The organism is Fictibacillus nanhaiensis, from assembly GCF_042686385.1.
GTDB lineage: Bacteria > Bacillota > Bacilli > Bacillales > Fictibacillaceae > Fictibacillus > Fictibacillus nanhaiensis.
In genome coordinates, this window is sequence record NZ_JBHUPF010000002.1 from 281,961 (window position 1) to 301,928 (window position 19,968).

A 19,968-nucleotide genomic window follows, 5' to 3' on the forward strand; every position below is an offset into this window, starting at 1 on the left:
TTAATGTATGAAAAATCCGACCACACTGTTCATAAGGGAGTGTGGGAGAGATGAATAATTACCGTATCTTTTTTGTGTATAGAGTGAAAGATTTAAATTATATTCATGTGCATGGGATGAACATGGAAAATAAGAAGTTGTTCACCGTTCTCATCTCATCTCCGAACGATGAGATGAACCTAGTGGATCATCACAGGGAACTTCCTAATGAACTGTTGTCATTGTTGGAAGCAGAGAGTACACGAATTAATTCTGGCCACTATGATCTCGCTCATTGGGAACCATATACGTATAGCTGAAGCTCCTTTCATTTTTGTTGAAAGGAGTTTTTTTGTGTAAAATGTTCCTAAAAGGATAAAAGGAGAATTTCTTTATTATGACACAAGAAGAAATTGTGGACTTGTTGACAGGCAAGATTAAACTGGTTCGAACGGAACTTGGATATACACAAGACAAGATGGCCGATATATTAGGTATTTCTAAGAAAACGCTAGTACAGATCGAAAAAGAAAGAATCAAAGCGAGCTGGACTGTAATCGTTGCTATGTGTGCATTATTTCGGAATTCTGACATTCTTAATCATGCGCTTGGTGGAAACCCTTTGGATGTCATGGAACTTGTCGTTCATGAATATGTAGCGAGACCGAAAGAAAAAACATGGGGTGGACATGTCTGGTGGAAAGAGATAGATTCACTTAAAGGCTACCGGCTTCAGCAGAATGTAATCAGTCAGCATTTCCGAATTCTTGATCAAAATGATTATCGGGTATATAGTTCTTTTGAAGAAAAAGAAGCAAGAAAGAGATTGAAAGAGATATAGTAAAATAATTTATTCATAAAATGTTTAATGTGCTGTTACATGAAATTTACGTTGTGCTGTTACTTTCAAGATGCAAGTTATTTTGAAGGGAGAGTTACACATGAATTGGAGAACGAAGCTAACAGCACTTGTTATTTCGGGCGCTTTAACGATACCTGCCGGCCAAGCACATGCCTTCTTGTCTGGTATAGACAAACAAGATGGTGGAATTGGAAACACTGAAAACTATTTAGATAATGTACCTAATTTGGCACTTGATCCAAAAGTAGATAATATTATTTATCCACTTATGTCAACTCCGGCAATAAAAAAGAACGGATCTGATCTGACGATTAAGGTGGATACAAAAGATAAAGAACCTGCAGGATGGGAAGTTTCTTTAAATCCAACTGAAGCAGCGAATATTGATGGAACATTTACTCTTCCTGTAAAAAATGTGCAAAAAGGATCTTCTTATTGGAAGGACAGCTCTTCTATTTATGAAGTTACGGTACAAATTCCTGATGAGGTTCCAGAAGAGTTATTTGATCTGCAAGTTTCTTATACCGGGAATGGAACGCGTATTACAGATGATGAACCAAACTCGGTAAAGGTAGTTAAAGAGTTCAAGAAAGAATTTAAGTTTATGCATCTAACGGATATTCATGTTGGCTCTCCACGGAATATTGCAGACCCTGCTAATATTACTGAAGCAGGATTGTGGCATCCAGATCGAACGAAACGTTGGTTATATCTCCAAAAAACGATTAAACAAGTGAATTTGTTAAAACCAGATTTTGTGGTGATGACTGGTGATTTAATGTATGGTCAGATGAATCCGAAAGAATATATTTATGAATATGAAGAAACATACCGCATGCTGAAGCAGTTTGATGTTCCTGTGTATATCGTCCCAGGGAACCATGATTATTATGCACAAGATGCTACACTAACTGATGGTGCTAAGTATTGGGAACAATATTTCGGTCCTCAATATTTCTCATTTGATTATGGACCATATGCTCACATGATCGGATACAACTCTTTTGATTGGCACAAGTTTGATAGACAAGGCCACGGATCCGTATCTGTTCCTACTTGGGGTGGACAGATACGTGATGAGCAGATGGAGTGGATTAAAAAAGATTTAGCAGATAACAGATCCAGTGCACAACCTGAACAAGTAAGGGGATTATTTTCTCACCACAATCCGTTATGGCGTGATCGTGACATATGGCCGTCAACAGATCCACATGTAAACGAGTATTGGAAAGAATACGATGCTAAGCATGATCCTCAGCATTTAACAACGCTCATAAAAGGTGAGGCGCTCGGTATTAAATACGATCAGCAATGGCATGGTGAAGGGTCTCATGAACTTATTGATATAATGAAGCAGAACAACGTTAATATATCTTTGCATGGACATACGCACATCGATAACATTACAGAGCAAGACGGTATTTTGTATTCCACGACTGCTTCGATTGAATTATCAGCTAAACCATGGGTAGGCTATCGTTTGTTTGAGAAGAATGCTGCTGATAATAAATTCAATTCATACGTATATGAAGGTCCAGATAGATCCATGCCAGTATATCAAGATGGGAACACGTCAGCTGGAGTTGTTTCATTTGAAAATAAGTTTCAACTGCCGAACGATGGATCTCAAGTTACCCAAACAGCTACAGTTACGAATCGTTTAAATAAATCTTTGACTGTAAATATCCCATTCTATATGAAACAAGGCAGCTACACGCCTTCTGTCGGTAAAGTAGTTGAAACACAATTATATGGTTCGAAACAGTTTGTAGAGGTGCAAGTAACCATTCCACCGAATACGGTAGAGAATGTAGAATTAAAAAGATAAGTAAGAAGAACGCCTGAGCAGAAATTGCTCAGGTGTTTTTTTATTGATGATAAATAAGCTAAAAAACTCTAAAAAAGACTAATCGTTTTAATATCATTTTAAGACTAAAACATTTGAAACTCTAAACCGATAAAAAGAGGGAAAACTTATGACTTTCGTTTAATGAAGAAATACCTAGAAAAGGAGCAAGTGAGATGTCACTTAGCACTCAAAGTTTAAAGATTGTTGTAATAACAGCTGGTGTTGAACAATATGGCCTGCCGATCGAACATGTCGCTTCAATCGAGCGTGTTCTGGACATAACACCGATGCCAGAGATGCCTTCAGATGTATTAGGAATCATTCATTTAAGAGGAAACGTTATTCCGATCATAGATTTTGGACAGCTGATCGGTAAAGGGAAAACAGAGCTCACCGATCAGACTAGAATTGTTATTTTGCAGAATGAAGCAAACTTTTTAGGGCTACTAACTGAAGCTGCAACCGATGTTATTGATATTGAAGCAGATTCCATACAATCACCAGGAAGTTTTCGTTCAAGAGAAGATTCGTTAATAAAAGGTGTCTCTAAGCAGGATCTTCATCTAGTCATTGTACTAAATTGTCCTGTCATTTTTAGCAACAGAAATTTATAAGAGGTGCAGTATGAAATTGACGTTGAGAAAAAAGCTAGTAGGATCTTTTTTAACGATTGCTGTTCTTTTTGCGGCAACTTGCGGGGTCTTCTTCTACTTTATAAAAGACATGCAACAAACATACAGTGAACTGTTAGACAGAAGAACAGTGATCTATAACAATGCGAAAGAGATCGAACTCCAAGCGACCGTTCAAAACAGTAGTGTTCGGGAATACTTGCTTGAGCAATCGACCGAAAGCAAGCAAAAGCTGACTGACGCAAATGAAAGAATTAATACACTTATTACTAAAACGATGAAACTCGTTAAAGCTAAGGCCGATAAAGATAGACTAGAGAAGATCTATTATTTAAACAATGATTACAGAACGGAATCAGACCGCGTGCTCCAAAACTCAATGAGTAACATGGAAGCTGCAAATGAATATGCGAAAAGCACTCTTTTTCCATTAGGCAGAGATATGAGAGCCGTAACAGAAGAGATGGGCAAGCGACAAGCAAACCTATTGGATGAGGGTAAAGTAGTCATTCATGACGAAGAGAAGTTTGTTGTCTCTCTTATCACGATACTAGGAATCGTTATTGTTGTGGCTGCACTTGCAATCGGTTACACGATTTCCCGCATGATCTCAAGACCTGTTGTAAGAATGTCCAACATGCTAAATGATATAGCGGACGGTGATCTGACGATGGATCCGATCTCTATTAAAAACAAAGATGAGATTGGTATGCTCGCAGATGGCATCAACCATATGGGTACGAACCTTGCCGGCTTAATCAGACAAGTAAGAGCCACAGCTGAACAAGTGGCAGCATCTTCTGAAGAATTAACCGCTTCAGCTGAGCAAACGAGTATGGCAACAGAACAGATCGCAACAACGATAGGTGAGGTAGCTGGAGGTTCTCAAGAACAAGTTCGCACAGTAGACGATATCGTAGAAGCGATGAACCAGCTTTCTGCAGGGATTCAACAGATCGCAGTTAGCATGCAGAACATGTCTGAAGCTTCAGCCCGTTCGATGCAGGTAGCAGAAGGCGGAAATGAAACGATACAAAAGACGATCGGCCAAATGGATGCGATCCACACTTCTATGGACAACACCTCTCAAGTTGTGAAGAATCTTGGTGAGCAGTCTCAAGAAATTACGAATATTGTTGATGTGATAACGGATATTGCCGGTCAAACAAACTTGCTAGCACTGAATGCAGCGATCGAAGCTGCACGTGCAGGAGAACAAGGCAGAGGCTTTGCAGTAGTTGCTGATGAAGTACGGAAATTAGCAGAGCAATCATCAGCATCTGCATCACAGATCGGTCAACTGATCACTAGCATACAGGAACTAACTGAAAAAGCCGTTGCTGCAATGAAAAATGGTGCAATAGAGGTGAATGGCGGTAGAGAACTTGTCTATCAATCAGGAGAAGCGTTTAAAAGTCTGTACGATACAGTTGCAGAAGTATCTGGTCAAGTGAGCGATATCTCAGCAGCAACAGAACAGATGACAGCGAGTACCGAGCATGTTGTTGGCTCGATCGATGTGATCTCATCGATGGCAGAAACAGCCGCTTCGTCCACCCAAGAAGTTTCTGCTTCTGCGGAAGAACAGTTAGCAAGCATGGAGGAGATCTCATCTTCCTCGATCGCATTATCTCAATTAGCTGAAGAAATGAATGAAGCGATAAATAAATTTAAAGTGTAGAAATGAAAAGCAGTTTAGTGAAAGCCGCCCAGCTTGAATGGGCGGCTTATTTGTTAGTTTGATACGGAATCTAGATAGTAGTGCAAAAATAAAACCTGATACCGAGCATAAGACTCAGGGATCGAGCATAAAACTCAGTGACCGAGCATAAAACTTGGGGACCGAGCATAAAACGCGGGGGCCGTGCATAAAACCTTGCAACCGCACCAAAAAATATCAATAAAACATAACGAGCTACAAAAAAGCTTGTCTTCCAAGGGGGATTCCTCAAAAGACAAGCTTATCTTTATTCTTCTTTATAAAACCGTTCGCCAGTATCCGGATTATAATAAACGCGCTCTCTTTTTCCAGAGGTTGGATCGATTGATATCTCATCTGTCCAAATATAGCCTGAAGGCACTTTTGTCTCACTTTTTTTGTATCGCTTATCAAAATACATCCAGGAGATGATGCCTAAGATAACCAGTAAGAGGACAGACAAAACCTGCCAGCCGATAAGAATATTTATGATGTTCATTGTTTTTCAATGACGACAACCGTTCCATAAGCAACGATCTCGCTCATGTTATTGCCCATCTCTCCAGAATCAAAGCGCATCATGATGATTGCATTCCCGCCCATCTCCGTCGCATTTTTAACCATTCGATCAACGGCTTGCTTTCGGGCATCTTCAAGCATGCTCGTATACTCTTTGATCTCTCCACCCAGGATGCCTCTCAATCCTGCCATGATGTCGCCGCCGATTCCACGAGCACGTACAACGACTCCAAAAGCAGAACCTTTTACTTCCTTCACATCATAGCCTTTAATGTTCTCTGTCGTAACGACAATCATGAAATAACGCCTCCTTGGTTTGTGATAACGCTATATACGAATCATACAAGCTCTTCGTTTCATTTCTATAATATGATCTTACCAGGGTTTAAAATGTCGTTTGGATCCAATTGTTTTTTTATAGTCAACATGATGGGAAGAGTATCAGCATGTTCCTTAGCTAAATATTTTGCTTTACCGATTCCTACACCATGCTCTCCTGTACACGTGCCGCCTTTTTGAAGAGCATGATCCACGATACGAGCGTTGACCATATCTGCTTTTTCACGCTCTTCCAAAATCGAGCCATCGTACATCAAGATGGCATGAAAGTTACCGTCACCCACATGCCCGAGCACTGCACCTGGTACACCGACTTCATCCATCGTTTCTCTCGCGTGTACGATGGCTCCGGACAATTCAGAGAGTGGAAGACAAACATCTGTGAACATCATCGATCTACCAGGATAGCCATGTTTAAACGCATAAGCTAAGTGGTGTCGAGCTTCCCAAAGCTTAGCACGAGCTTTAGAATCACGTTCCTCCACCCATTCTAGACCTCCAAAGCTCTCGAGTAACTCTTTTGTTAGTGCTGCTTCATACGTAACGCTTGCTGGGTTACCTTGAAACTCTAAAAATAAGGTAGGAGCTTCCGTATACGCCGTATCACTATTATGGTTCACCTGGACGATCGAACGTTCGTCTACTAGCTCCATCCTTGCGATACCTGTACCAGAGCCAAGAATCGCACCGGCCGCTTCAACTGCGGTTTGAACAGATGGAAAGGTACACCGTGCTGCTAATACAGATTCAGGGATGCCGTATACTTTTAATGTGATCTCTGTAAAAACCCCAAGAGTCCCTTCAGAGCCTACAAACATGGAGGTCAAGTGATAGCCGGCTGACGATTTAGCGGCCATTCCGCCGGTTTGAATAACCTGTCCATCAGCAAGTACTACTTTAAGGTTTCTTACTTGGTCGCGCATGATTCCGTATTTTACGCTTGTAGTCCCACTTGCATTCGTTGCTGCCATCCCACCGATCGTAGCATCAGCTCCTGGGTCGACTGGAAAGAACAATCCGAATTTTTTTAGTGCTAGGTTAAGCTGAGTACGTGTAACGCCAGGCTGTACTTTCACTAAAAAATCATCCGGACGAATCTCCAACACTTCATTCATTTCTTGAAAATTTAGTGAGATTCCGCCCTTTACAGGTATACAGTGACCTTCGAGACTGGAACCGGCTCCGTAAGGCACAACAGGAATTTTGTTTTCATTTGCGAATTTTAAAATAGACGAAACTTCATCTGTTGATACAGGGTATACAACAACATCAGGAGAAACAGGGTGGTGATAAGATTCATCGTGGCTATGCTGCCAGAGGATCGTTTCATTTTGTGTGGCACGTTTTTCAGAAGTTATTTTCTGCATTTCAAGCAAAAGATCTGACTTTGTCATTTCCAAAGAAACACACTCCTTATACGTATGATGTAATCTCTATTCTACATGAAGTAAGCTAAAAATCCTTTTCAAACATGAAATTACGTATATATGCCCAAACTAACAAGTGAGGTGAAGAACGATGATAAAATGTAGAAGAAATAAATGGCGTGTTATACTGTTCATATTATGTATTTCGATAGTCTTTACAGGCTGTGGGAACAATGACAGCCAAAACCAATCCGAGGGGAGAGAGCAACCAGTGATAGGTGATGGTAAAAAAGACGATAAGAAACAACACAGTCCAGAGGGTGACAAAGAAGCGCGATCTGGACAAGGTGGTCAGAACGGTATCGTTGCAGGAAGTATTGAGAGTACAATCAATGTTCAAGAACAGCAGAATGCAAAAGGTATTCTATTTCGATATGAATTAAAAAATCAAACAGAAAAAGAAAAGGTCTTTCAATTTTCATCTAGTCAAAAATTTGATTATGTGATCAAAGACAAGAATGGAAAAATTGTTTACCAATACTCGAAAAACCATATGTTTATGCAAGTTCTTAGTTCGTTAAAATTGAAGCAAGCGGATGTATTTAAGCAGGATATTTTAGTCAATAAGCTTGAGCCAGGAGCATACACACTTGAAGTATGGTTGACACCAACGGGAGAGACAGAAGATTATAGACAAAAAATCACTTTTAATTGGAACTGATTTGGGGAAGAGATGAGTTAAGAGCTCATCTCTTTTTTGTTTTTTTTAACAGTCAAACAAAATACTTGAAAGTCAAAAAAGGTCAAAGTATAATATGATTAAAGGTGAAAGGTCAAAGAAAGTCAAAGTCAAACTTTGCACTTCAAACACCTTAATCATATAAGTTGCGAAACGAATGGCATACCGTTATAATCGCAAATAATTTATACAAAAAAAAATCTTATAGGGGGTTACAAGTATGCGTTGTGAACAATGTGAAGTTAATCCTGCTACGATTCAGATGAGTATCTCTATGAATAAAGAAAAGAAACAATTTGTGCTTTGCTCTAATTGTTACCATAAAGTAAAACAGGAAATGACAACTGGGGGAGGAATGAACATGAATTTTTCTTCTTTCGATGATATTTTTCAACAAATGATGAATGGTCAGGCTTTTGCTGATCAGGCTAACAATCATCAGCATCAACAAACTCAAAAAGGAAAACGAGGGGGCGGGGGCTTCTTAGATAAATTTGGTCGTAACTTAACTGATGCGGCTAAAGCAGGAATCATCGATCCAGTCATCGGACGTGATCAAGAAGTACGTCGTGTTATTGAGATTTTGAACCGTCGTACAAAGAACAACCCTGTGCTCATTGGGGAACCTGGTGTAGGTAAAACTGCAATAGCAGAAGGCCTAGCTACTAAAATTGTAGAAGGCAATGTACCGGCAAAACTTCTGAACAAAGAAGTGTACTTGTTAGATGTTGCTTCACTTGTTGCAGATACTGGCGTAAGAGGTCAGTTTGAAGAGAGAATGAAACAACTGATCGCAGAACTTCAAAAACGCAAGAACGTCATTCTTTTTGTGGACGAGGTGCACCAGATCGTAGGAGCGGGTTCTGCAGAAGGTTCGATGGACGCAGGTAATATTTTGAAGCCAGCGCTTGCTCGTGGTGAACTTCAGATGGTTGGCGCGACCACACTTAAAGAATATCGCCAAATTGAAAAAGATGCTGCGTTGGAACGACGCTTCCAGCCTGTTATCGTTAACGAACCAACGACAGATGAAGCGTTTGAAATTCTTAAAGGACTTGCGACACGTTATCAGGACTATCACCAAGTTAAATTTACAGAAGAAGCTCTAAAAGCTTGTGTGACATTATCACATCGATATATTCAAGACCGATTCTTACCTGATAAAGCGATCGATCTTATGGATGAAGCAGGTTCAAAGAGCAACCTTCAACATATTACGATCGAGAAATCATCCATTGAAGAGCGCTTAGAAGAAATCGTTAAAGAAAAAGAAAAAGCTGCAGCAGATGAAAACTATGAACTCGCAGCTAAGCTTCGACAAGAAGAACTAGTACTCGATGAGAAACTTAAAACACAAGAAGAAGATAAAAAGGCTGCGATTGTTCAAGTAGAAGATATCCAACTTATCGTTGAACAGAAAACAGGAATTCCGGTTCGAAAACTACAAAGTGATGAACAGTCTAAGATGAAAGAGCTCGCTTCAAAACTTTCAGCTCAAGTAATCGGACAAGATGAAGCCGTCGAAAAGGTTGCAAAGGCAATTCGCAGAAGCCGTGCAGGGTTGAAAGCGAAAAAGCGTCCGATCGGTTCCTTCTTATTTGTAGGACCAACGGGTGTAGGTAAAACAGAATTAACCAAAACATTAGCTAAGGAAATCTTTGGTGATGAAGAAAGCATGATTCGTCTTGATATGAGCGAATACATGGAAAAGCATGCCGTGTCTAAGTTGATCGGTTCACCTCCAGGGTATGTAGGACATGAAGAAGCTGGGCAACTTACAGAACAAATCCGTCGTAAACCATATAGCATATTGCTACTCGATGAGATTGAAAAGGCTCATCCGGACGTTCAGCACATGTTTCTTCAAATCATGGAGGATGGTAGACTGACTGACAGCCAAGGCCGTACAGTGAGCTTTAAAGATACAGTGATCATTATGACAAGTAATGCAGGATCAGCTGTAAAACAAACAAAGAAACTAGGGTTTAATACAGAAGAGGTTGAAAAAGAGACGCAGATTTTAGATTCTTTAGGCGGCTATTTTAAACCAGAATTTCTTAACCGTTTTGATAGCATCGTACAATTCCAGTCATTAAAAGAAGAACACCTTGTGAAGATTGTAGATCTGATGCTGCAAGAACTTGCGGATCAACTTGAAGATCAAAACATTTCAATTACAGTAACTTCTGCTGCAAAACAAAAACTTGCTAAACTAGGATATCACCCAGCATTTGGAGCAAGACCACTTCGTCGAATCATTCAAGAACACATCGAAGATAAAATCGCGGATGTTCTTTTAGATGACGAGAATGTTGAGAAGCTCACAGTAAATGTTGCAGAAGGACAAATTGTTGTGAAAAAAGCGTAAGAAGGATAGAGAGAAGAGTTAAAACTAAAAACCTTGCTTGGAGAGTATCTCCAGCAAGGTTTTTGTTTTACAATTCAAAGATAGGGTATGTAGCTTTTAATTAAATTTATCCGAAAAAATAAGCCATGCATCTGCATGGCAGAATGAATAAGAAACAATATTCTCTGTCTTTATGAATTATCTTTGGAGCGGATTATGGTAAGAACAAGCATTGAAAAACCAATCATGAGTGACATCGCTTCAAATACTGTCATCCCCATCCCTCCTTACAAATTAGGAGTAAGACTCGTACAGAACTAGAGAAGGAAAAGTATTGTATGATTACCATTTTATCCCGATTCTTTAAATGAAACAAGAATCGGAAAGACTATTTCTAAAAACGACATTTAGGTCAATAGGATTATTTTACCAATATTATTTTAGAGCAAAAACGAATTTATTTTTCATTTTTGCTTGGTTGGATCAAAAGGCCTATAAAAAAATCAATTCTAAAACCATCTAAATAACAGGTGTAGCTAGGAACATTGCGAAAAGAAATAGAAATAAGCAAAATACGTAGAGTAAGCATTTTCTTTTCATTCTTTTCATCCCCCTTGTGTATATCAATGTATAAAAAAATGACAAACTTCATGACTATTATGCAAGGAAAATTTTAAGGAGGATTAATCGTTGGACACATCTTATGTTTGGTATGTAAGTTATGGATCGAATTTAATGGAGCATCGTTTTTTATGTTATATTCTTGGTGATCAGCCAGAAGGTTCTTCTCAACGGGAAAGAGGCTGCCGAAATCCAGCCATGCCCCTGAAGAACGGTAAAGCCGTTCTGCCGTATCCCCTTTATTTTGCAAGAGAGCGGACGAAATGGGGAGAAGGTGGAGTAGCTTTTATCGGACACGAAAGAAATGAAGCATACGAGACGTATGGCAGAAAATACTTAGTCACTGTTGAGCAATTTTTAGATGTGACGGCTCAAGAAAATAGCTGTGATGAAATAGAGGCTGATCTTGAGGAAGTGATTAAAAAAGGATATATCCACTTTGGTCAAGGGTGGTACAGTCGAATGGTCTATCTTGGTGAAGATCAAGGGTATCCGATGGTAACCTTCACCTGTAACCTTGATATGCATGAACAGGATTTGAATCCACCACCAGCCACTTATCTCATTACGATTGCAAAAGGACTTAGTCAGATAGGTCTATCTTGCGGTGAAGCAGTAAAATATTTTGCTCAAACGCCTGGAATTGCAGGTCGAATGAAGGATGATGAGATTGAAAGTATCATTAAAACGTATTTTTAGCATGACAAAAGCTTGATAACTTGTCCAACCACCGGCTAATTTACCGATTAAAGGGTTGAACATAGGCCTAGCGGTATACGTCTAATGGAACTTACGTTTTTAAAAATTCGATGAGATAATAAAGTCCCCTATACATATAGAGGTGCTTCTTTTCGAGAAGCACCTCTTTTTTTTTCTTAGAAGCTCTCATCTTAAATGTTTTTTGGATATCTGCTTAGGACAGAGTAATGAACCATTCTAATCCGACTAGGTTTATGCATTCATTTTTATTTGTTTAATAGAGATAATCTCATCAGAGCAATTGAATTGACCTGCGATCAGCTTTTTTACTTGTTCGTGGAGATTGGCTTTACTCGGATAGATATTTACAATCACGATGTTTCCTTCTGTCATTTTTTCCTCACCATGACTAATTTCGAAATCTACTACAATTTTAGCCATTTTAATTCTCCTTATTATTTCTGTCATAAACTGCTTGTTGAGATATTCGACATTTTCGTGAGAATCCTGTCTTTATTTAGTGAAATTAGGCGAAAAGTATGGAGGATTTTCAATACATTTACTTTTCTCAATTTTTTACAGGGGAAATCCGTCACATTATAGAATGTAATTAGGAAGATTGTAGTGGCAGGGGGTCTATAGGTGGAGAGTACGCTTCAGAAAAAAAAGTCTGTTAAACGGTTATCTTGGAAAAAAAGTTTAGTGATCATCGGAATAGCTATCGTTGTCATTCTAGCAGCTGCAGCAGGTACAGCCTATTTTTTGCTACAAAAAAGCAAGCCTGTAATTAATGGGACTATTCCTCTAACAGGACTTCAAGCAAATGTAGATGTTTTTAGAGATAAAGACGGGGTTCCTCATATTGAAGCGGAATCGATGAAAGACTTATTTATGGCTCAAGGTTTTGTGACCGCTCAAGACAGGATGTTTCAAATGGATTTGAGCAGAAGGCAAGCCTCAGGAATGCTCAGTGAGGTTATTGGAGAAAAAACTCTAACTCGTGATAAGTTTTTTAGAACACTAGGTTTAAGGAGAGCGGCAGAAGCATCTTATGCTGAGTATTCTAAAGAAATGAAACAATATCTGTCATGGTACGCAGATGGTGTGAACGCTTATATGAACCAGGCGAAGCAGAACAACACGCTACCTGTAGAATTCTTGCTCGTCGGGTATGAGCCAGAGAAATGGACCCCGGTTGATTCTCTCGTAATCGGAAAATATATGGCTTTCGATCTTGGTGGACATTGGGAAGGACAAGCGTTTCGTTATTACTTAACAGAAACGTTTTCTAAGGAGAAAGCTCTAGATCTATTTCCAGGGTATCCGAAGGACGCGCCAACCATATTAGACGATCTGCAAACAGAACTCATTGATTTTGAAAAAAGTTTCGCAGGTTCCGTAATTCCAAACTATCATAATGGCAGTAACAATTGGGTAGTTTCAGGCAAAAAGACGAAATCGGGTAAACCTCTTCTTGCCAACGATCCTCACCTTTCATTAGGAACACCATCTATCTGGTATCAGGCGAATCTAAAAGCTCCTGATTATGAGGTTTCTGGTGTTATATTTGCAGGTATACCAGGCATTATTGTGGGTCATAACAAGACGATCGCGTGGGGAGTTACGAACGTAGGGCCGGATGTTCAAGAACTATACGTAGAAAAAAGAAACCCAAAGAACCCTTATGAATTTCAATACTTGGCAAACTGGGAAAAAGCTGATGTCGTTAAAGAGAGAATTAAAGTAAAGGACAAAGTGGATATCGATCATGAAGTAGTGATCACAAGACATGGACCCATTATCTCTGAATTTGCCCATCACGATAAACCAGGTACAGCTCTCTCATTAAAATGGACAGCTCTTCAGCCGTCAAAAGAGCTCGAAGCTATCATCATGATGAACCGCTCAAAAAACTGGACTCAGTTTGAAAAAGCACTTCAATCGTTTCATACACCTGCACAAAATTTCGTTTTTGCGAGTAAAGACGGAACGATTGCATACAAAGCAAACGGATTGATTCCTGTTCGTAAACAAGAGTATACGTCACTTCCTGTTCCAGGGTGGACAGATCAATATGAGTGGGAAGGATATATCCCGTGGGATGAACTACCAAGGAGTGTGAATCCAGAAAACGGATATATTGCGACTGCGAACAATAAAGTTACTGCTGATTCATATCCCTATCATATTTCAGATACATTTGCTCAACCTTATCGACAACATCGAATCGTAGAAGTTCTTGAAGGGAAAGAAAAGCTTACGGCAAAAGACATGAAATCTTTGCAGTTCGATCAAAAAAACAAGCAAGCAGAAGAGATGCTGCCTATTTTTATTCAGCAAGTAATGAAAAAACCATTGGACGATAAAGAAAAGAAAGTGATCTCCCTTCTACAAAGATGGGACCATATGGATAGCAAAGACAGTGCTGCTCCATTAATCTTTCATATCTGGATGAGTCATTTTAGTGATGAGTTGTTTAAGGAAGAGATCAGTGAAGAGATGCTGAAGATGTTTGATGGTAGAGAACAAGTTGTGGACGAACTGATCAGAAAGGCGAATGCTGGGGATCCCGGCCCATGGATTAGGGAGAATGGTGGGTTAGAAAAAGTAACCCAACTCTCATTTGAATCGATGATAACCTTTCTATCAGAAAAATTTGGGGAAGATTCATCGAAGTGGAAATGGGGAGACTTTCATACGTTAACCTTTGAACATCCTCTTGCTGCGATCAAACCTTTACATCTTTTATTTAATCCTGATACACAAAGTATGGGAGGAAGTAGAGTGACAGTCGGTGTAGCTGGATGGGACCGTGAGACGGGCAACATTACACACGGTGGAGCTTGGCGCATGGTCATTGATATGTCCGATACATCCAGAGCGTATCATGTAGTGGGGCCAGGTCAATCCGGCCATGTACTTAGCCCGTGGTATAAAGATCAGATTGAAGATTGGGCAACAGGAAAGTATCACGAAACGAATCTAGATCAGAAAGAATGGCCGAAGGATCAGCATCTCGTTTTGAAGCCAGAGTAGAAAAATAAAATCCGTTAGACTCTTGTCTCTGTCAAAATAACAGGTTGGACATATGGTGTAGAGAAGGCAAAAACAAGCTGGGAGGTTTACCCTTTGTCATACCAAACGTATCAACTGTGCCGTAGTTATTTAGGCAGATCGGTCTATATTGATTGTCATTGTGGCACAAGATATCATGGTGTTCTTAAGCACGTAGATGAGAGTAAAGCGTATATTCTACCGTATAGTTCAGAGAGTCAGGATGAAAGCAGCGACCGCTTCTTTTTTGCTCCTGCTCTAGTTGGACTAACACTTGGAACCATCGCAGGTCTTGCGTTAGCACCACGACCGTACCCGATCTATCCTGTTTACCCACCATATCCATATCCACCTTATCCGTATTAAGATCGACAAGACTGATTTCGTACTACACACAACGTGTAGAGGAATCAGTCTTTTATTTTTGCTCTTTAAGGATTTTAGAAAACTCTTAGTGTGAACAAACATCAATCATTTTTAAGAGATAGCATGCATATAAAAACAGTCTTTTAAAGTAAGGATTTTTTATAAAAAAGAGCAGGAAATGAGGAAGTAGAGAGGGAATTTAACGAATACATAAAATGAATAATGAATATAAATCTAGCACATGATCACGAATTTTTTACGAGGGGGGTATTTGATATGAAGCTCGCGTTCTTGTTTCACCCAGTAAAAGATTTACAAGAGTCACAGCAATATTATGAAGGGCTCGGCATGACTGAAGCCTGGCGTGAAGGTAATCAAGTACTAGGGATGTCGATGAAGGATTGCGAAGTGCAGCTGATGATTGAAGAAGATGAGCATGATCTTGGTCCAGGAGGAGTGTTTTTGGTAGATAGTGTAGATGACTTCTATCATGAACATGAGGCTAAGCTGAACTTTGTTAAAATACCTTGTACGATACCTCCGGGAAGGTATGCCATCTACCTAGACGCAACAGGAAATCCTATTCGAATTATTGATTCTACGAATAAAGACTAGAAATGGGTAAAAACACCATCCAACTTTTTTGAATGGTGTTTTTATTTGGCTTTTTTAAAAGAATGTTGCCTCGGCTAGTTACAAGAGGGGGCGAGTAATCCGGAATGAAGTGACTATTCTTAAAAGCAACGATGATTACACAGTCTCTTCAAATACTAATGAAGAAGGAAAGTTCTCTAATGATAAAAATCATCGTTTTCGTTCAATGCAGGATCATGCAGATCACCAACGAAATGTAACAAACTATCCCCTTCGAAATAATAAGGTTCTGTATCCTCTAACCAACTTCTATATTCTTGGAAATCTTGATTAAAATCTCCTGAAAAGAAACGGTGTGCTACTTCGTTTGTTAGTGTATCAATGATCACGATACCTCTATAACTTTGGCGATCAGGTTCATCATAATCGCATGCTATGTAATAGGCCATTTTTTTACTCCTTTTTCAGTCATACTCATAATGTTGCAAATTAGTTCTTTTTTCATACCATTATTTTTCAGTTTCTACATAAATTGAATGCATAAGCCATAAAACTCTAACATGGAGTTAAAACGCTCTTTACATTTCGTTAGTAAAATAAAAATGAACAGGACTGAAAGAGGGTCATACAATGAAAACATATTTTATGGTACAAAAAAAGATCAGACCAACTTGGATTCATGAAATGGTAGTCAAAGCGAACGAATTTGAACAATGTCAGATTTTTTTTGAATGCAATACGTTAAGAATCAATGCAAAAAGTCACCTTAGCATGAGCCTTTTAAATGGCATGCAAGGGGTATGTTGTGTTTCTGCAACTGGAGAAGATAGCAGAGGTGCAGTTGATGCATTACGCAGTTTAGGAACAGGTTCATTAACATAAAAATATAGAAGCAAATAAAAAAGCAGTCCGAGGACTGCTTTTTTATTTGCTTTTTTTAGACTCAACCATTGATCGGTATTCATGGAATTTTTTTTTGAATATAGACATCTCCAACTACTGTGCGTGCCTGCTCAACTTCTTTATGCTCTTCCCGTGCTTTTTGTTCAAGCATATTAATTTCACTTTTATTGTGCTGTGTCAATTTCTTGTCCACCTTTCTGCTGCTCCCACGTATCGTGTTATTTCCGCAAAAGAGATGAACAGGGCCCTATTCCTCTAAAAAGGAGTAATCATTAAAAAGATATGTTCTGACTCCTGTTTATATGTGTTTTATTTTAGTGAAACATCTTGTATTTCAAGTGAAGAGGTCTATGATGAGAGAAGGAATAACTCAGAATGAGAAAGGGTTTTTATTTTGCAACGAATGATTTGGTTAACGTTTGGTGCTTTACTGCAAGGAATCGCTATGGCAGCCTTTCTTTTTCCTCACCATATCCCTTCTGGTGGTGTTGCAGGTATGGCAATACTAAATGAATTTTTCTTCGATATATCACTAGGTCTAACGTTATGGACGATGAATTTTGGATTATTGCTGTTGGCGATAAACAAGCTTGGAAAACAAGCAGCATTGTGGACCATCTATTGTGTGGCTGTTACTTCCATCGTGGTAGATTTGATGTCTTCTCATGTTACAGGCCCCTTAAATGGTACATTTATAGATGTAATTTATGGAGCGATTATCTTCGGAACAGGAGTGGGTATTCTCTTTCGATTCGGTGCTTCTTCGGGAGGGATGGACATTGTTGCACTCATACTTGCTAACTGGACAGGTAAAAAGCCAGGAAGCATTCTCTTTTTAATCAATAGCTTTATAATATTAGGTACATCGTTAACTTTGGGACTCGAGATTATCGTATTCGCATTCATTTGCCAATGGATTAGCACAAGACTCATTGATTTTGTTAGGACGGTATCTCTTAAGAAGACAGCAAAACCGTTTATGTAATAAAAAGAGGTACGGATAAAAAGATCCGCACCTCTTTTTCCTGCACATAAAATTAGCAATCTTTGCCTTTATATGCCCACGAACAGCCAACGATAATGAGAAGGACAAATAGAACTACTATGATCGCAAAACTCTTGCCATAACCTCCGCCACCACAATAACCATATCCGCCACCATACATTGGTGCGTTTGCAAGTGAAGCATTTACCGGTGAATTTGCATACATTCTAAAAACTCCTCCTTAACAATTGTACTTTCGACTTCGATACAGTATATGTAGAGAACAGAAAGCGTGTATGGACAATTGTTTAGATTTAGAGGAAATAGGCAGATGTAACATTTGAAATGAAAATGTGATGTTACGACTGTATATAAATGGGGTAAATGTAAGCAAGGAGGCGTTATACATGCAAACTACAACTCAAACTCAAATGAAAACGACGAGTAAGTTATTGAAAACACAATCGTGGGCTTTGATTGGTCTTGGTACAGGAGCGTTAGTATGGCTCTCTTTCAAACCAAACCGGATTAAAACAAAAATGAAGTTTAAAGATATGAAACGCAGAGTTCGACCTGATCACATCGATCGTACGCAACTACCTATTAATAAAGCAGGTCATCCTGATCCGATGGATGTTGATGATAACAAGATGGTAGAAGAAGGAGCTATGTACTCTGTAAACTATTACAATGACAGAAAAGGTTAAAAGGATGGGAAATCGCCCATCCTTTTTTCTTTTATATAGAAAACATATAACTCACCTTCGCTTCCGTTTAATTGCTAGTTACACAGGTAAGAATGTAGGCGAATGCGGCTGAAACTTGAATCATATTGAATGAAATATTGGGTATTTGTGACGATAAGTCATGTAAAAAATTGTCCGCTTTTGTAAGATTACTTCTTCTTTTGCAGAATCTATTTTCAAGGATATAAAAAGCGTTCATAATGAGCAAGAGGTATATAAAAAAGACACAAGAGGAGCGGATTTTCGTGGAGAAAAAAGAATGGAATAACTCTCTTCTCATGGAATGTATAAAAGAAAAAAAAGAGAAGCTGGTAGAAGTTGCAGATCGCAATGGTTTAACCAGCAATGAAACGGTTAAATGCAGTCAAGAATTAGATGTATTGCTGAATGTGTATCAAAGACAATTTTCTTTTTAATTATCTTTTATTGAAGATGAGTTCATCTGTTAGTTGATCGATACGAAGTAGAATCGCTTTTTTTGTTACTAAAGGATAGTTACAGTGAAACTCTGATAGAAGTTCACGTATCTCCTGAATCAGGGTAATTTCTTGTTCAGGCATACATTTAGATGATTCACTTTTAGTCTTGAATTGAATCAGATTGTCCTTCACACCAACACCCCATTTTCATATTGTGTTGGATACTACTTCCATAGAAGGTTTTAAATACCTTCTAAAAGTCGAAATGTTTCCTTTCTACAGCAGAATGTGACAATATCTTTTTAGGGAACAAAATTTGGCTTTTAAATGGGAGGCTACTAAACAGATGACAACAATTAAATCATTACAAGATACTACGACTCTTCATAACGGAGTAAAAATGCCATGGTTCGGACTTGGTGTATTTAAAGTAGAAGACGGCCAAGAAGTAATCGACTCTGTGAAATGGGCGATTGAAGCAGGATACAAGAGTATTGATACAGCAGCGATCTACAAAAATGAAGAAGGTGTTGGACAAGCTATAAAAGAAGCGGGTGTTCCTCGCGAAGAATTGTTCATCACTACTAAAGTATGGAATAAAGATCAAGGCTATGAATCAACGCTTGCAGCGTTTGAAGAGAGCATGAACAAACTCGGACTAGAGTATCTTGACTTGTATCTCGTTCATTGGCCTGTAGAAGGCAAGTATAAAGAAACGTGGCGTGCACTTGAAAAGCTTTATAAAGACGGAAAAGTAAAAGCGATTGGGGTATCTAACTTCCAAGTTCATCATCTAGAAGATATCTTGGCAGATTGTGAGATCAAACCGATGGTGAACCAGGTAGAATACCATCCTCGTTTGGCACAAAAAGAGCTTCTTTTATTCTGTAAAGATAACAGCATCCAACTCGAAGCATGGAGCCCGCTGATGCAAGGTGAGTTGCTAGAAGAACCTTCATTGGTAGAACTAGCAGAGAAACACGGAAAATCTGTAGCTCAAATCATCCTTCGTTGGGACGTTCAAAATGGCGTTGTAACCATTCCGAAATCAGTTAAACAACACCGCATCGTAGAGAATGCAGATATCTTTGATTTTGAATTATCTCTAGAAGATATGGCCAAGATTGACGCGTTAAATGAAGATCGTCGTATCGGTCCAGACCCAGACAACTTCGACTTTTAAGAAGGGTCTGACCCCAAACAAATACAACAATTTAAATTTGTCCACGTGGAATCTACAGATTCCACG

General features: G+C 39.0%; 25 protein-coding genes. 16 read left to right on the forward strand and 9 right to left on the reverse strand.

The features are described from left to right. Window positions 1-50: 50 nt before the first annotated feature. From ACFS5O_RS01865 to ACFS5O_RS01885, 5 genes are all read left to right on the forward strand, one after another. On the forward strand, window positions 51-299 hold the full coding sequence (locus tag ACFS5O_RS01865) for a hypothetical protein (protein WP_205724729.1): 249 nt from the start codon (window positions 51-53) through the stop codon (window positions 297-299). Window positions 300-376: 77 nt separating this feature from the next. Next, the gene (locus tag ACFS5O_RS01870; RefSeq protein ID WP_205724730.1) at window positions 377-820 is read left to right on the forward strand and encodes a helix-turn-helix transcriptional regulator; all 444 of its coding nucleotides are present in this window, start codon (window positions 377-379) and stop codon (window positions 818-820) included. 100 nt (window positions 821-920) lie between these two features. Further along, the gene (locus tag ACFS5O_RS01875) at window positions 921-2,669 is read left to right on the forward strand and encodes a metallophosphoesterase family protein (protein ID WP_205724731.1); all 1,749 of its coding nucleotides are present in this window, start codon (window positions 921-923) and stop codon (window positions 2,667-2,669) included. Window positions 2,670-2,863: 194 nt separating this feature from the next. Then, entirely contained in the window at window positions 2,864-3,304 is a 441-nt protein-coding gene (locus ACFS5O_RS01880) for a chemotaxis protein CheW (RefSeq protein ID WP_205724732.1), read from the forward strand. Between the two features lie 10 nt (window positions 3,305-3,314). Continuing rightward, complete coding sequence (locus ACFS5O_RS01885) at window positions 3,315-5,003, forward strand: methyl-accepting chemotaxis protein (protein WP_205724733.1); 1,689 nt, start codon at window positions 3,315-3,317, stop codon at window positions 5,001-5,003. Between the two features lie 286 nt (window positions 5,004-5,289). On the opposite strand, the gene ACFS5O_RS01890 is transcribed toward ACFS5O_RS01885, so the two are convergent. The 3 genes from ACFS5O_RS01890 to ACFS5O_RS01900 form a co-directional block, all read right to left on the reverse strand. Continuing rightward, window positions 5,290-5,520, reverse strand: coding sequence for a hypothetical protein (locus tag ACFS5O_RS01890; protein ID WP_318300086.1), 231 nt, complete (start codon window positions 5,518-5,520; stop codon window positions 5,290-5,292). Further along, the gene (locus ACFS5O_RS01895) at window positions 5,517-5,837 is read right to left on the reverse strand and encodes a YbjQ family protein (protein WP_205724734.1); all 321 of its coding nucleotides are present in this window, start codon (window positions 5,835-5,837) and stop codon (window positions 5,517-5,519) included. The genes ACFS5O_RS01890 and ACFS5O_RS01895 overlap by 4 nt, the downstream gene beginning before the upstream one ends. Window positions 5,838-5,902: 65 nt before the next feature. After that, window positions 5,903-7,273, reverse strand: coding sequence for an FAD-binding oxidoreductase (locus ACFS5O_RS01900; protein ID WP_205724769.1), 1,371 nt, complete (start codon window positions 7,271-7,273; stop codon window positions 5,903-5,905). A gap of 244 nt (window positions 7,274-7,517) precedes the next feature. Between ACFS5O_RS01900 and ACFS5O_RS01905 the strand changes: the two genes are divergently transcribed. Together ACFS5O_RS01905 and ACFS5O_RS01910 are read left to right on the forward strand one after the other, a co-directional pair. Further along, complete coding sequence (locus tag ACFS5O_RS01905; RefSeq protein ID WP_205724735.1) at window positions 7,518-7,967, forward strand: BsuPI-related putative proteinase inhibitor; 450 nt, start codon at window positions 7,518-7,520, stop codon at window positions 7,965-7,967. 238 nt (window positions 7,968-8,205) lie between these two features. Next, entirely contained in the window at window positions 8,206-10,353 is a 2,148-nt protein-coding gene (locus tag ACFS5O_RS01910; RefSeq protein WP_205724736.1) for an ATP-dependent Clp protease ATP-binding subunit, read from the forward strand. A 170-nt stretch (window positions 10,354-10,523) separates the two neighbouring features. Here ACFS5O_RS01910 and ACFS5O_RS01915 read toward each other — a convergent pair whose 3' ends face one another. Further along, entirely contained in the window at window positions 10,524-10,613 is a 90-nt protein-coding gene (locus ACFS5O_RS01915) for a putative holin-like toxin (protein ID WP_229754327.1), read from the reverse strand. Between the two features lie 409 nt (window positions 10,614-11,022). On the opposite strand from ACFS5O_RS01915, the gene ACFS5O_RS01920 reads away from it, so the two are divergent. Beyond that, complete coding sequence (locus ACFS5O_RS01920) at window positions 11,023-11,652, forward strand: hypothetical protein (RefSeq protein ID WP_318300087.1); 630 nt, start codon at window positions 11,023-11,025, stop codon at window positions 11,650-11,652. Between the two features lie 252 nt (window positions 11,653-11,904). On the opposite strand, the gene ACFS5O_RS01925 is transcribed toward ACFS5O_RS01920, so the two are convergent. After that, window positions 11,905-12,093 (reverse strand): hypothetical protein, encoded by a 189-nt coding sequence (locus ACFS5O_RS01925; RefSeq protein WP_205724737.1) that lies wholly within the window; start codon window positions 12,091-12,093, stop codon window positions 11,905-11,907. Window positions 12,094-12,294: 201 nt separating this feature from the next. Here ACFS5O_RS01925 and ACFS5O_RS01930 point away from each other — a divergent pair, with 201 nt between their 5' ends. The 3 genes from ACFS5O_RS01930 to ACFS5O_RS01940 all read left to right on the forward strand — a co-directional run bounded on the left by ACFS5O_RS01930 (window position 12,295) and on the right by ACFS5O_RS01940 (window position 15,687). Beyond that, window positions 12,295-14,688: a penicillin acylase family protein gene (locus ACFS5O_RS01930; RefSeq protein ID WP_205724738.1), complete on the forward strand. Its 2,394-nt coding sequence runs from the start codon at window positions 12,295-12,297 to the stop codon at window positions 14,686-14,688. Between the two features lie 93 nt (window positions 14,689-14,781). After that, on the forward strand, window positions 14,782-15,072 hold the full coding sequence (locus ACFS5O_RS01935) for a hypothetical protein (protein WP_153239177.1): 291 nt from the start codon (window positions 14,782-14,784) through the stop codon (window positions 15,070-15,072). A 276-nt stretch (window positions 15,073-15,348) separates the two neighbouring features. Further along, window positions 15,349-15,687 (forward strand): VOC family protein, encoded by a 339-nt coding sequence (locus tag ACFS5O_RS01940; RefSeq protein WP_066391679.1) that lies wholly within the window; start codon window positions 15,349-15,351, stop codon window positions 15,685-15,687. Between the two features lie 176 nt (window positions 15,688-15,863). Here the strand turns inward: ACFS5O_RS01940 and ACFS5O_RS01945 are convergent, their stop codons facing one another. Beyond that, window positions 15,864-16,115: a hypothetical protein gene (locus ACFS5O_RS01945; RefSeq protein ID WP_205724739.1), complete on the reverse strand. Its 252-nt coding sequence runs from the start codon at window positions 16,113-16,115 to the stop codon at window positions 15,864-15,866. Between the two features lie 181 nt (window positions 16,116-16,296). Between ACFS5O_RS01945 and ACFS5O_RS01950 the strand changes: the two genes are divergently transcribed. Next, complete coding sequence (locus ACFS5O_RS01950; RefSeq protein WP_205724740.1) at window positions 16,297-16,548, forward strand: HPr family phosphocarrier protein; 252 nt, start codon at window positions 16,297-16,299, stop codon at window positions 16,546-16,548. Window positions 16,549-16,627: 79 nt separating this feature from the next. Here ACFS5O_RS01950 and ACFS5O_RS01955 read toward each other — a convergent pair whose 3' ends face one another. Beyond that, entirely contained in the window at window positions 16,628-16,762 is a 135-nt protein-coding gene (locus tag ACFS5O_RS01955; RefSeq protein WP_379838561.1) for a hypothetical protein, read from the reverse strand. 210 nt (window positions 16,763-16,972) lie between these two features. On the opposite strand from ACFS5O_RS01955, the gene ACFS5O_RS01960 reads away from it, so the two are divergent. Continuing rightward, the gene (locus ACFS5O_RS01960; RefSeq protein WP_318300092.1) at window positions 16,973-17,554 is read left to right on the forward strand and encodes a YitT family protein; all 582 of its coding nucleotides are present in this window, start codon (window positions 16,973-16,975) and stop codon (window positions 17,552-17,554) included. Between the two features lie 52 nt (window positions 17,555-17,606). Here ACFS5O_RS01960 and ACFS5O_RS01965 read toward each other — a convergent pair whose 3' ends face one another. Further along, window positions 17,607-17,780 (reverse strand): YjcZ family sporulation protein, encoded by a 174-nt coding sequence (locus tag ACFS5O_RS01965; RefSeq protein WP_289496746.1) that lies wholly within the window; start codon window positions 17,778-17,780, stop codon window positions 17,607-17,609. 181 nt (window positions 17,781-17,961) lie between these two features. Between ACFS5O_RS01965 and ACFS5O_RS01970 the strand changes: the two genes are divergently transcribed. Both ACFS5O_RS01970 and ACFS5O_RS01975 read left to right on the forward strand, forming a co-directional pair. Continuing rightward, window positions 17,962-18,261: a hypothetical protein gene (locus ACFS5O_RS01970; RefSeq protein ID WP_228116273.1), complete on the forward strand. Its 300-nt coding sequence runs from the start codon at window positions 17,962-17,964 to the stop codon at window positions 18,259-18,261. Between the two features lie 284 nt (window positions 18,262-18,545). Beyond that, a complete protein-coding gene (locus ACFS5O_RS01975; RefSeq protein WP_370568694.1) occupies window positions 18,546-18,716 on the forward strand; it encodes an aspartyl-phosphate phosphatase Spo0E family protein in 171 nt (56 codons plus the stop codon). On the opposite strand, the gene ACFS5O_RS01980 is transcribed toward ACFS5O_RS01975, so the two are convergent. After that, window positions 18,717-18,911, reverse strand: coding sequence for a hypothetical protein (locus tag ACFS5O_RS01980; protein WP_205724743.1), 195 nt, complete (start codon window positions 18,909-18,911; stop codon window positions 18,717-18,719). It lies immediately after the preceding gene. Between the two features lie 154 nt (window positions 18,912-19,065). On the opposite strand from ACFS5O_RS01980, the gene ACFS5O_RS01985 reads away from it, so the two are divergent. Further along, window positions 19,066-19,902 (forward strand): aldo/keto reductase, encoded by an 837-nt coding sequence (locus tag ACFS5O_RS01985; RefSeq protein ID WP_205724744.1) that lies wholly within the window; start codon window positions 19,066-19,068, stop codon window positions 19,900-19,902. Window positions 19,903-19,968 lie beyond the last annotated feature (66 nt).